We start from the raw sequence: 12,504 nt of genomic DNA, 5'->3' as shown, positions 1-12,504 counted from the left end.
GGAGCCCCCGATTGGGGGCTCCTGGTTTTTTGTTTTGTTGGTGGAGATGGCGCGGTGCGGGACGCTAGTTTACCATAATAGGCGTTTGGCCAGTAAGTTTCAATTTTCGGCCAGTAAACTCTCGAAACAGGACAGTAAATGTTCCATTCTGGCCAGTAAGTTAGCGATTTCGGCTTGTATTTGGTTCAAGGGAATAAAACGGCTTGCGATTACAGCCGTTTTTATCTCTTATTTATAAAATATTGCCCTGATTAAAGCCTTTTTCACACTTAATTCAGCCTTTTTTTGTCTTTGCTGAGAATAACAATTTGATATTCGTCATTTTTTATCTTTTCTTTGAGTTGCGGTGTTTTAAAGAACCGTTCTATGCTGTTTTCAATCTCTTTTGCATAGGCTCTTGAATCAGGATCTGAGCTTTTAATCGTTGTACTTATCGTCAATTTGGGCTTCGGATGAACGGTATAGCCAAGGCCCGCTGTTTTAAATTTCTTTTTGCCAAAAAGGTCTTGGGCCATCGCGCTGACAACATCTCCCCATCGGTTTTCCTGATTCACTTTTTTCATATTTATTTTCTTAATGTGGATCGGATAAGCCGGGAGCTTTTCCTTCTTCAAGTTTTCCCTGATGATTGCCTTGATTTCATCTATTCTTTTACTCTTGTCGGAGACGTCAATATCAATACTGGGATTACCCATATTATAGGAAATTCCAAACTGAACAAGTTTAATCTTCTTATTTTCAAATTCCTTAGAAGTACTGGCTTGAAGATGTTCAAGCTTTTTCATTTCTTCGGGCACCTCACCATCGGAGTCATCAGACTTCCTCGGCATCTCAACAGAAACGGTATATGCATCATATCCGTTTTCTTTTAAGACACCTTCCGTCGCTTGTTTAACCTCTGATTTTACTTTATTGTAATAAGCTTTGTCACCATCAATTGTGACTGAGAATGTTTTCTTGCCCTGGTAGGACATGCCCATTCCGCTCACTTTAATTCCACGGTCCTTCAATTCATCCATCACTTGTGGCATGACTGATTCTTCCCTAAAGAGAATTTCAAGAAAAGGAATTTTGGAAACCACTTTGGCCATAGCAGGCGATACAAAACCTGAGCTCACAAACAAAGCAAAAAACACAACAGCCGCACAGCAGGCAAACATAAATTTCTTTACCGGCGTACGCCTTTTTTTCTTTCCTCTTTCTATGCCAATGGCAATCGCTGCATTTAAACGATCCTCAGGAATGGCGATGCTGTCTAGTTCCTTTTTTACGTAGTTTGAAAGGGGATCCGTCATTGTATGTAAGCCTCCCTTATATCAAGTTTCAACTTATTAATCGCCCGGTGAAGATTCGTTTTCACGGTGCCTTCGGGACAATTCAGGCAATCAGCAATTTGTTTTATACTCAGGTCATTGAAGTAGCGTAATATAATAACGGTTTTATACCTTTCTTCTAATTGCTCAATAGCCTCTGCCAAATCCAGCCGTTCATCAATCAAGCGATCTCCACGGGTTGGGAAAAACTCTTCCATTTCACTAAATGGCACCGTAAGCTTGTTCTTTTTAATAAAATCAAGGGCCGTATGGATAAGAATCCGGGTAAGCCAGGTTGAAAAATAATCTGGCTCCTTCAATTTTTTTATTGATATGTAGGCTTTATAGATGGTTTCCTGAACAACATCCAATGCATCATCTTCATTTTTTACATATAAATAGGCCATGCGGTACAATTTATGCTTCTCTCCCTGCATCAGTTCAGCGAATGCTTTTTCATTGCCGCGCTTAGCCTTTTTCACTAAATCGTTTGCTGCCATCTGCCTCCTCCTTTCTTTTCAACTGTTAGACTGGGCTTATCTGTAAAACGTTTCATTTAGAGAGAAAATTTTTTCAAGAAAAAACTGGATCTGCTCGGAACCCTGAAACATTTGATTTTATATACTCATTATAGGCTCAAATATTATGTCCAATCGATACATTACGTTGACAAACCTCCGATTTCGCTAGTATACTAATATTAACAAAAATGTTAAGTTAACATTTTTGAAAACTTAATCAATTTTGTATATTTCCATATTGCGGAGGAAAAATTATGATACGTCTCAATGAAGATGGATTATTGCCACCTGACGACTATCATATGACAATTAATGAATTGAAAAGGTCTCTGTTAGTCCATGGACCTGGAGATGATTCTCCTTGGGATTACGCTAAGCGCCTATATTTAGTTAATAATCTTGAGGTATTAGTCAAAGAACTTTGGTCTGTAGGCATTGACGAAATCTTTATTGATGGTTCATTTGTGGAAGATAAGGCTAGCCCAGGCGATATTGATGGGTATTTTGTAGCTGACCCACAAACTCTTCCCGATATTGTCCGTGAGTTAAATAAACAGAACCCATACAAAATATAGACTTGGGATTGGAAAGAAAGAGTTTTTGATGAAAACTCAGCAAAACCCCAGTTGCCAAGTGGCATCGATATAAAGTGGAATTATACCCACATGTCGGACAACGTTCTGGCATAGTAGATGAATACGGCCATGATCAAATGTTCCCTGCTGCTTTCAGGAAAACCAGGGAAACTTTTATGCCAAAAGGAATTGTGAGTATTATCAAATAAGGAGTGTCATTACAATGATTAAAAATGAAGCTGCTTATCAAAAAGCATTAGAAAAACTGAAGCAGGATAGAGAGTTCATAGTGAATGAGGAAAAACGTTTTAACGATATGGGACTTAATAGTGAACAAATTGAAATGGCGATCCAGCCACTCATTTCATTTCATGAGCAACTCAAAGAGGAAGTTAAATATTATGAGCGAATAAAGCGTGGATCCTTCAACCCAATTCATAAGTTTACGGACATCGGAAAAAGCCTTATTGCTTATAGAATTTATAAAGGTATGTCACAGGCCCAACTAGCAGAAATATTAAATGTATCTGAATCTCAAGTTTCCAGAGATGAAAGACATGAATATTATGGGGCTACCACTGAAAAAATTGAAAAAGTAATGAAGGCGATGGATATGAAGACAGTCATCAGCATTGAAATATCCGCTGGCACTGGAGCGTAAGGTTATATCTAAAAGGAATCGCGCCGCAGGACACCAGTTTACCATAATGAGGGTTTGGCCAGTAAGTTTCGATTTTCGGCCAGTAAATTTGGAAAACTGGACAGTAAATGTTCCATTCTGGCCAGTAAGTTAGCGATTCCGGCTTGTATTCCTCATTCAGAGCGCAATTCGCCCTCTTGATGTGCTCCCCAAAACGACCAAACACGCTAAAATCATTCAAAAGACAGAAAAAAACAGCTTTTCAGCTGTTTTTTTGCTCACTTTCCTCGTTTTTCATAAACCCTCAGGGCTTCTTCCACAACGTTCCTGTCAAATCCGGTCTTGTCCACAATCCGGGAGGCCCAGTTTTCCAATGTGCCTGCCGGGGACTCAAGAATGACCCCGTCTTCGGTGCTGTAAAAGCTTTGCCAGTCGTTCATCTCCCAATGGGCGTTTTTGCCGTGGTGAATGACCCGGCATTCCACCTGGGGGAACGATTTAATATGCCGCTGCGAATAATTGGCAGCTTCCCACAATGTTTCCGAATCGATCGGACCTGTATCAAATACCTGTTTCGACACTTTGCCGTTTGGCCGGAGGTAGTGAACTTCCAGCTCATTCCCGCTCATGAATGTCTTAATCTCTGCCGCCGGAAAGTACCCGCTGTGCCACTTCTCACCGGAATCCTCCCCATCCAATGGAATGGGTGACAGCCACTGATCGCCAATGTCACAGAGGTAGCGGCGGCCCTCGTCATCGAGGGCGATCGTTGCCACATGGACGGAATTTGTCATTAATCCCCGTCCCATTCCGTAAGCGGAGATGCCCGCTTCCTTCAGCTCATGCAACAGCCACAGTGTCAAATCAAAACAGTTACCGGTCATGCCATACTGCTCATGATGCTCTTTTATGAGTGCCACTTCGCGCTGCGTTTTCCGGCCCGTATGCTTGGTATACCACGCTTTGGTCAGGTTTTCCATGGGAAAATGATCAAACCTCCGCCATACGGCAAGAATTTCCTCAGGTACATTCATTGTGTTCAGCTCCTAAGGCCGCTTATTTTACATGCAGGAACTTTACGCAAACCGGATAAGGAACTGCCACATCGGATTGGATCAAGGTCAATTTTCCGGTGTTTTCGTCTCTTGCAAAAAGAACAAGATTGCCAGACTCCTGATTGGACGCAACAATGAATTTCTGGGATGGATCAATTTCAAAGTCACGCGGCCAGTTGCCCTCAGTTGATGTGTGTTCAACAAACGTCAGTTTCCCGGAATCTGCATCAGCACTGAACACGGCGATGCTGTTGTGTCCGCGGTTGCCGGCATAGACGAAACGGCCGTCTTTGCTTACGTGTATGGCACTTCCCTGATTGTTTTCGGTAAAGCTTTCCGGAATGGTGGAGATGCTCTGCAGCACGGAAAAGCTGCCATTCTCTTCATTATAGGCAAGCACGATCACTTCCGAACTGAACTCGGTCATCAGGTATGCGATTTTTCCATTCGGATGAAACTCAAGATGGCGGGGACCGCTTCCCGGCTTGATTTCCAGACTGCTTACTTCTTCAAGCTCACCATTTTGCAGCTTGTAGGTAATCAGCTGGTCAATGCCAAGATCGACCACCGCTATAAACTTTTCATCCGGCGCAAAACCGGCATAGTGGGTATGCGGTTTTTCCTGTCTTTCATCCGGTCCGGACCCTTCATGGTGAATGACAGACGAAGCTGGGTGCACACCGCCTTCTTCATCATCAACCCCAAACCGTTCTACCGTTCCTTTATGATAATTCGCGGTCAGCACGTTGCGGTTTTCCCGGTCAACACTGACATGGCAGGGAGATGCGCCTTCTGTAAGCTGGCTGCGCAAGTGAGAAAGCCCTCTGGATTCATTGGTGATATCATAAGCGGCCACACCGCCCATGTCTCCGTCTTTTTTGACGGCGTACAAGTACTGGTTGTCTTCAGAAATCGTTAAATATGTAGGGTTCCCCAGTTTTGCTGCCACTTTAATGTCTGTAATTTCCTTTGCTTCTGTATCAAGGGTAAACGAGTATATGCCTTCACTGTCGCCTTTTGTATAGGTTCCGATATATCCTGCGTACTTTGTCATGTATAATTCCCCTTTCTTCGATCATCCTTCTTAGATTTTACCACACGTTGCCAATTCTAAACCCACAAGAACCCTTATTGTTTACATAAAAAAACATGGTATTCGTGATGAATACCATGTCGAACCTGTTTATTCTACAGCTTCTTCTGCAGTCCAGGTTGCTTTTGTCAGTGATTTCTCGAGCTGTTTTACGGCCTTTTGGAAGGCAGCCGGATCACTGGCCTGCTGGGCTTCCACTAACGCCGGCAATGGCTGTGCCGCATAGCCGGTGGTAAGGCCCGGCGCGTAAATTTGGTGCTTGTACCAGCTTCTGGAGGCAAGGCCCTGCGGATTGATCAGATCACGCTCCTGCTGGATAAGAGCTTTATTCAGCTGCTTCAGCTGTTTTTGTTTGATCTTATCTCCCGCAAGCAGATCCTGGCTGTAGGTTTCCAGGTTCTTGGATGCTTCTTCCCATGCTTGGGCTTTGGCTTTAAGACTGCTCATATCCACGCCAAGTGTTCCGTTCTTCTCCACATCGGCCAGCAGTTTTTGGACCGTTTCGGCATACTCGGAGTACTGCAGCGGAAGTACCTGCGAATTGGCCAGGCGAAGCGCCATCAGACCGGTAAAGCGGCCCGCCGCTGCCTGATGTTTATAGCCAGGGTCAAACAGCCGTTCCACTGAATCGCTATTGTCATATGCGCTGTGATACAGGCCGCCTGCCACACCAAAACCTATATCAGCAGAAGGAACACCAAGATGCTGAAGGAAGGCGGTGTAGTCAGATCCGCTGCCCAGCGGGTCAATCTCCTGTTCTTCTCCATCATTGCGAACGAGCATATCGTCGTAAACCGACAGGCCGGAACGCGGCTCGGTCACGTTTTTCGCTACATCATAAATGAGGTCATTCATGGACGGAACGGCTCCGGCACCAAAGAATTGCCCGGCAATGCCATCCATGTTGATATAGGCAACCGCATTTTTAATCAGATCCTTTTGATGCTGCTCGGCATATTCCGTAGAACCGAGAAGACCGTACTCCTCGCCGTCCCAGCCGGCAAGAACGATGGTCCGGTCAGGGCGCCATCCTTGTTCGTACATCTTGCCAAGGGAACGCGCCATTTCCATGATGGTCGCCCAGCTGGAAATGTTATCGCTTGCTCCGTACGTCCACGTATCCCTGTGGCCGCCAATAACAATTTTTTCATTTGGATACTTGGAGCCTTTGAACGTTACCGTAATGTCGTTGATCGGCTTTGTTTCATACTCGATGTCGAGGTTGATACGGGCTTTGGAAGCTGCGCTGCCAAGGTGGTATTTGAACGGAAGACCGCCCTGCCAGTCCTTCGGCGCCTCTTTTCCTCCCATGGCCTGAAGCAATCCTTTTGCCTCACCATAAGAAATCGGTGTGGTTGGAATCCTTGGAAGTGAATCTGCGTTCTTTGCTTTGATGCGCTTAACTCCAGCTAATGAAGCTTTGCCTGGAGTCAGAGGATCACCGGGGTAATTATAAATGTAGAGAATGCTTCCGCGCTGGATGGCATCGCTCGGGCGCCAGGGGCCATCAGGATAAACCGGGCCTTTTACATAGCCATCGTCCTTAGGGTCAGAGTATATGAGCACTCCTTTTGCGCCGTTCTGGGAAGCGAGGTCAGGCTTTACACCGCGAAAGTTTTTACCGTAACGGACAATGACAATTTTGTCTTTCACCGATACACCCTGCATTTTCAGCGCTTTAAAGTCTTCTGGCCTGCCATAGTTCGCATACACTAGCTCTCCCTCCACATTCCCTGAAGGAGAGTATGCATTGTAGCCCTGAACTACTTCGTTTTTAAACGGGGTGTTCTTGTTCAGATTTTCCATGACGTTCAATTTTCGTTCAAATGGAGCAGTCTGGGTGACGGAAACGCTGTTGGGGTGTGAGAGGTACACATCGTAGGTCTGTACTTTCGGATCTAAACCTGCTTTTCGTAATTGGTTCAGCGAGTATTTAACGCCCGCATCATTGCCTTTTGTACCGACTAGTGCCGGACGCTTGCTCAGCGCTCTGCTATACGTTTTGATCTTGTTTTCCTTGATTCCGTTCTTGAGATTTTCCTCAAACTGCAGCTGCTTTTCGTACGTGCTTTTTGCAAAGCCTGTCAAATCCTGCTGCTTCGTTTCTGCGCTGGCCTGAGTAAAAGGCATGGCAACGGATGCCATGAGAGCAAGCGCCATACTGCCTGCCAAGTACTTTGTCCTAGAAAGCCTGGATTTTTCACGTTTTCCCAATCATAAAACCTCCCTCGCTTTTTGACTATATTAGTAGAAGTCTGTAAATTCAGTCAATTTTAAAGTTACTTGTTGTAGAAAAATGAATCTTTGGTATTACCTTCCTTTTATCGAGCCGAATAGTAACCCCTTTTTGGCACGTGTCAAAAGAAGGAGGAATGTTTTCGGGGAATTCCGTGTTACAAAATCTCACATGTTCGTTGAAGCTTGTTCTTGTTCACCGTATCGTTCGGAGTATTAAATGGATTTATGTATAAGTCGTTGAAGACTGAGCTTATGCCAGAGTTCGTGAATGTTTTTTAAAGAGCACAAGCGGTTTAAGCTTGTCTGTATATACTGGTATTACAGCTTAAATTAAGGAGAAATGTATGTTGGCAAGCTCATCTAATAGAAGAAAAAAATGTTCTTGTTATGATTCCTCCTTAGGAAAAAATAAACTAGAATGTTCTTCATGCATCTGTAATCTATTTAGAAATATAACGCCTGGGACAATTTTAACCCTATATTTCTTTGATTCTCCTACTCCAATTACTGTTACGTTTATAAAATTCAATGGTAAAACCGGCTGTGTAAAAGCTATTGACTCTCTTGGCAATCCTGTTAGCTTCCAATGCAATGAAGTCATTTCCATTCAGTTTCTGCCTATTGTTGTACCGACCTGCACTGTACAAGCTCTTCGGGTCTATGTTTCCAATTCTGATAGCAATAATATTTCAGTCATTGATCCCGTATCCAATACGGTTGTAAATACTATACCCGCTGGAGCCAATCCTTCAGGCATTGCCTTTACACCTGACGGAAGGCGAACGTACGTCGCAAACAATAATAGTCCCAATGGAACTGTCTCCGTCATTGATAACTTAACCAACACTATAGTGGCGACCATTCCAGTTGGCGTGTTTCCGACTAGTATCGCCATCACACCTGACGGAACTCGAGCCTACGTTACAAACGATGGAGATACAACGGTCTCCGTAATCGATACTGCAACGAATACGGTAATTCAAACCATCACAGTTGGTTTGAGTCCATTCGATATCGCCATTACACCTGATGGAGCATTTGCGTACGTTACTAATACGAGCGACAATTCAGTGTCCGTTATTGATTTTGTAATGAATACAGTGGACACGGTAACCGACCCCGTATCCTCAATACAAACTCCCGTTGGCATTGCAATCTCTCCAGATGGACTTACTGCTTATGTTGTCAATTTAGTCACAGATTCGGTCTCAGTAATAAATACAACAACGAAGACAGTGAATAATAATTTTAATGTGGGGACTGCTCCTCTTGAGGTCGCATTCTCACCTAGCGGAACTCGTGCCTACGTAGTAAACAATATTAGCAATAGCGTATCCGTTGTTGACACAGCCTTGCAAACTGAAATTGGCACAATCACCGTAGGAAACGGCCCAACAGCTGTGGCTCTCACACCAGACGGTGCGTTTGCCTATGTTACAAATGGAGGAAGTAACAATGTTTCAGTGATTGATACTGCAACTAATTCGGTTGTTAACCCTCCTATACCCGTTGGCCTTAACCCTAATGGCATCGCAATAGGCGTGGTATGTATCCGTTGATAACTATTAAAAAAAGTACCCTCTGGAGAAAAACGAGGGTGCTTTTTATATCTAATATTGCTTCATTATACCGGACCTTTAAGTCTGCTCTGCCCTAAAGTAAAAGGAGGAACCCCTTTACATACGAAGGGTTCCTCCTTTTCTTTATGAAGAATGCATGCATGCCTTAACGAAGTCATCATCACTTAAATGGGGGTATTCTTTATATACTCTGTCGATCTCCTCGGACTGGCCTGGACTCAATTGCTCACTTCCAAGCAGGCACCAATTACCCTGTATGAGTCCCTGGCGGGCAAGTACTTCATTAATGCCGGCAATACTTCCTTTAAAACCATTGGCCGCATCAAAGAAAGCAGCATTCGTATCTGTAATTTCAAGGCCTTTCTGCAGCAGCGAAGCTGGAATACTGCCACTGTTCCGCACCTGTTTAATCTCATCAAGCAGTTCGACCGCCCTTTTCGTCCAAACCGCCCAATGTCCAAGCAGGCCGCCTGCAATTTCTTTTCTGACTCTCTGTCCTTGCACATCAATCTCATATGAGGTTAGAAGGTCATGAACGATATTGTCATCGTTTCCGGTGTATAAAGCAATCTCATCCCGTCTCTCGGACTGACAGACAGCCCGGATCACATCGAGCGTCTGATAACGGTTGAAAGGTGCCATCTTAATCGCATGTACATCGGGGATGTCGGCGAACGCCCGCCAGAATTCGTATGAAAAGACGCGGCCCCCCACAGAGGGCTGAAGATAAAAGCCAAATACCGGCAGAATCTCTGAAACTCTCCTTGTCCTTTCAAGCATCTCAGCCTCCGTTAAGTCATTTAGTCCACCGGGGCTAAGCAGTCCGAGATCATAGCCCATAGATCTTGCAATGAACGCTTCGCTTTCGGCCTGTTCAATTTTTCCGCAGATTCCTGCCACTTTGATAAACGGGCGCTGCAGTCCTTTTTTATCTACTTCTTCTGCAGCAAGCCGCAGCACTTTTTCATAGAGATTAAACGTTTGATCCCTGATTTCAAACTGGGTCGTATGAACACCAACCGCCACCCCGCCTGCGCCGGAATCCATGTAATAGTTTGTAAGTCTCCTCTGACTTGTTTCATCAAGCTGTCGGTTCCGGTTCAGGGCCAGGGGATGAGCCGGAATGACCGTTCCGTCCAACAAAAGCTTCTTAATTTCCGGGTTCAGCATATTAAAATGCTCCCTGTCTTTCCTGAAAATGTGTCGGTTTATCAATGGTCTGACCGTCTCCCTTTATCCAATCGGCAGTCCAGGCAATCATGGTATTTAAGGTCACTGAAGGATATCCGAATAACTGATGCGCCTTGGAAGAATTGCTAAGCAGAGCTGTTGGCTGCTCTTCTCCAGCAAACGTGACCCGCTTGCCGAATCGTTCGGCAAATTGCTGTGCCAGCCAGCGGATGGATACTGTTTCAGGACCGGTGATGTTTAGAACAGAAGGCGGACTTTCACTTACAAGCAATGAACGAAGCGCATATTCGTTAGCGTCTCCCTGCCAGATCACGTTCACATGGCCCATTCTTACATCGACCGGTTTTTCTTGATACACTTGTTTCGCAATTTCCAATAGAACACCGTATTTCATATCAATGGCATAGTTCAGCCGAAACAGCGTAACCGGGGTTCCATTCTTGCGGGAAAAGTAAGAGTAAATTCGTTCTCTGCCCAGACAGGACTGCGCATATTCACCGACAGGATGTACCAGATGTGTTTCATCGCATCCTCCCTGAGCCAAGGGAACGAGAGGATATACATTTCCAGTGGAAAATACCACGTGGCGTGCGTTCGGAAACCGCTCTGCCACACGGCCGGGCAAATACGTATTCATCGCCCACGTGTACTGTTCATTTCCGGTTGTGCCAAACTTATGGCCTGCCATATAAATAATGTTCTCCGTGTCAGGTAGTTTTTGCAAATCCTCCTCTTTCAGTAAATCTGCACTAATCGTTTCAATTCCCGCCTCCTTCAGTTCGGTTCGAAGTGTGCCTGAAGTAAAGCGGGATACACCGATCACACGGTTTGATAGATTTCCTGCGTCAACGGCCCGTTTGGCAAGCCTCGCCATGGACGGTCCCATTTTCCCTCCGACTCCTAAAATCATAATATCTCCATTAAGCTGTTTAATATCTTCAATCAGCCGCTCTGACGGCTTTGTCATTACTTCTTCCAGTTCCTGTATGGTGTTCATGATTTCACCTCATTTTTAGTTTTAAAATAGAGCGATCACATTATTAATGGCCAAAAGAATAAGCACGATCAGACCTGCAACCCCCAACAGGTTATGTCGAATTGAATTTCTAAGTGGACCCATAAGCTTCTTGTCGTTCGCTATTGTTAGAATGGCTATCGCGATGAAAGGAACAATCACGATGGTGATGGCTTGGGCAAAAATGATCAAGCTAACGGGGGCTGCGCCAAACATAATACCAACCACTGTGCCGAATACCATCACAAGGACAATCAGAAGACGCACTGGCTTTGACATTAACTTGCTTCCAAATCCCAAGCCATCGGCCAGAATCGACCCGCCAATCGTGGCATTCCCTATCAAGGAGGAAAAAGAGGCCCCAAACAGCCCAAGCATAAAGATAAATGTCGCTCCGTTTCCATAAAGTGGTTCAAGCGCTGTGCCCATCTCGGCTACTGAGTTAACGACCAATCCTTTCGGTTTCAGCACGGCCGCTGCTGAAACCATCATCATCAAGGAAAGAAAGCCGAGTATAAAAATACCCAGGTAGCTTTCCCGCCGCCCTGTTTTCAACTGATCGATCTTCCAGTTCTTTTCCTGCACCAAGTATGATTGATAGCAAGCTCCGACAATGGAAAAACTGGTAGCCGTTAATCCGATAATCAACGGCAATGAACCATCCGGCAAAACAGGAATAAACCCGGCAGCAATGTCTTTCAATGACGGTCTAGTCAATATGACTGTCATGGCAAATGAAACAAGCATAAGCAGCACAAGTCCAAGCATGAGTTTTTCAAGCAGATTGTAAAACTGCTTTGAAAAAAGAAATGCAATTCCGACAAGCGTCACTGCAATCATCCAAAAATTTACGGATAGACCGGTAATAGAAGCCACAGCCAATCCTGAACCTAACGAATTCCCCGCCTGAAAGGAAGCAGTAACCAAGAAGGCGCCGATACTGATCAGCAATGAGGCAGGCTTTCCCCACTTTCTCCTCACGATCTCAAAGAAAGAAGACGTTGAAGCAAGTCCGATCCGTGTACTCATTTCTGTAAAAATCATCATGAAAATAACAGCTGCCGCCAGCACCCATATCAACTGGGTTCCATAGAGGGCACCAATCTTTGAATTCAGTGTTAAGCTACCTGGTCCGATGACCAGCGCAGATGTGATGAAGGCTGGTCCTAAATGGCTAAGAAAACTCTTCTTTCGTTTCTTTTCGTTCACCGATACCACAGCTTCACTTGCTTCTGTACTCACAAAACCCCCTCCTTAATTAGAATAAGGTTCGATCTCCTTCC

At 44.8% G+C, this 12,504-nt stretch carries 12 protein-coding genes; 4 read left to right on the top strand and 8 right to left on the bottom strand.

From position 1 onward, the window contains the following. Positions 1 to 238 (top strand): hypothetical protein (locus QYB97_RS10620; RefSeq protein WP_301165971.1); only part of this gene is annotated, 238 nt, incomplete at its 5' end. Between the two features lie 31 nt (positions 239 to 269). Here QYB97_RS10620 and QYB97_RS10615 read toward each other — a convergent pair. Together QYB97_RS10615 and QYB97_RS10610 are read right to left on the bottom strand one after the other, a co-directional pair. Continuing rightward, positions 270 to 1,295 (bottom strand): DUF4030 domain-containing protein, encoded by a 1,026-nt coding sequence (locus QYB97_RS10615; RefSeq protein ID WP_301165970.1) that lies wholly within the window; start codon positions 1,293 to 1,295, stop codon positions 270 to 272. Further along, positions 1,292 to 1,813: a sigma-70 family RNA polymerase sigma factor gene (locus QYB97_RS10610; RefSeq protein ID WP_301165969.1), complete on the bottom strand. Its 522-nt coding sequence runs from the start codon at positions 1,811 to 1,813 to the stop codon at positions 1,292 to 1,294. The genes QYB97_RS10615 and QYB97_RS10610 overlap by 4 nt, the downstream gene beginning before the upstream one ends. Before the next feature lie 275 nt (positions 1,814 to 2,088). Here QYB97_RS10610 and QYB97_RS10605 point away from each other — a divergent pair, with 275 nt between their 5' ends. Both QYB97_RS10605 and QYB97_RS10600 read left to right on the top strand, forming a co-directional pair. Further along, entirely contained in the window at positions 2,089 to 2,409 is a 321-nt protein-coding gene (locus QYB97_RS10605) for a DUF6932 family protein (RefSeq protein ID WP_301165968.1), read from the top strand. Between the two features lie 223 nt (positions 2,410 to 2,632). Then, a complete protein-coding gene (locus QYB97_RS10600) occupies positions 2,633 to 3,070 on the top strand; it encodes a helix-turn-helix domain-containing protein (RefSeq protein WP_301165967.1) in 438 nt (145 codons plus the stop codon). A 257-nt stretch (positions 3,071 to 3,327) separates the two neighbouring features. On the opposite strand, the gene QYB97_RS10595 is transcribed toward QYB97_RS10600, so the two are convergent. From QYB97_RS10595 to QYB97_RS10585, 3 genes are all read right to left on the bottom strand, one after another. After that, complete coding sequence (locus QYB97_RS10595) at positions 3,328 to 4,083, bottom strand: hypothetical protein (RefSeq protein ID WP_301165966.1); 756 nt, start codon at positions 4,081 to 4,083, stop codon at positions 3,328 to 3,330. A gap of 22 nt (positions 4,084 to 4,105) precedes the next feature. Beyond that, the gene (locus tag QYB97_RS10590; RefSeq protein WP_301165965.1) at positions 4,106 to 5,158 is read right to left on the bottom strand and encodes a lactonase family protein; all 1,053 of its coding nucleotides are present in this window, start codon (positions 5,156 to 5,158) and stop codon (positions 4,106 to 4,108) included. Between the two features lie 129 nt (positions 5,159 to 5,287). Continuing rightward, positions 5,288 to 7,411: a M28 family metallopeptidase gene (locus QYB97_RS10585; protein ID WP_301165964.1), complete on the bottom strand. Its 2,124-nt coding sequence runs from the start codon at positions 7,409 to 7,411 to the stop codon at positions 5,288 to 5,290. A 368-nt stretch (positions 7,412 to 7,779) separates the two neighbouring features. Here QYB97_RS10585 and QYB97_RS10580 point away from each other — a divergent pair, with 368 nt between their 5' ends. Then, entirely contained in the window at positions 7,780 to 8,994 is a 1,215-nt protein-coding gene (locus QYB97_RS10580; protein ID WP_301165963.1) for a beta-propeller fold lactonase family protein, read from the top strand. Between the two features lie 144 nt (positions 8,995 to 9,138). Here QYB97_RS10580 and QYB97_RS10575 read toward each other — a convergent pair whose 3' ends face one another. Genes QYB97_RS10575 through QYB97_RS10565 form a run of 3 tightly spaced genes read right to left on the bottom strand, consistent with a single transcriptional unit; the run spans position 9,139 to position 12,463 of the window. After that, positions 9,139 to 10,185, bottom strand: coding sequence for a dihydrodipicolinate synthase family protein (locus tag QYB97_RS10575; protein ID WP_301165962.1), 1,047 nt, complete (start codon positions 10,183 to 10,185; stop codon positions 9,139 to 9,141). Position 10,186: 1 nt separating this feature from the next. Then, positions 10,187 to 11,203 (bottom strand): NAD-dependent epimerase/dehydratase family protein, encoded by a 1,017-nt coding sequence (locus QYB97_RS10570; protein WP_301165961.1) that lies wholly within the window; start codon positions 11,201 to 11,203, stop codon positions 10,187 to 10,189. A gap of 21 nt (positions 11,204 to 11,224) precedes the next feature. Then, positions 11,225 to 12,463 carry an Nramp family divalent metal transporter gene (locus tag QYB97_RS10565; protein ID WP_301165960.1) on the bottom strand — a complete coding sequence of 413 codons (1,239 nt, stop codon included), beginning with the start codon at positions 12,461 to 12,463 and terminating at the stop codon, positions 11,225 to 11,227. Positions 12,464 to 12,504: the final 41 nt, after the last annotated feature.

The organism is Fictibacillus fluitans (assembly GCF_030418125.1).
In the GTDB taxonomy this organism is placed as follows: domain Bacteria; phylum Bacillota; class Bacilli; order Bacillales; family Fictibacillaceae; genus Fictibacillus_C; species Fictibacillus_C fluitans.
This window is presented reverse-complemented; position numbering and strand designations above follow the sequence as displayed.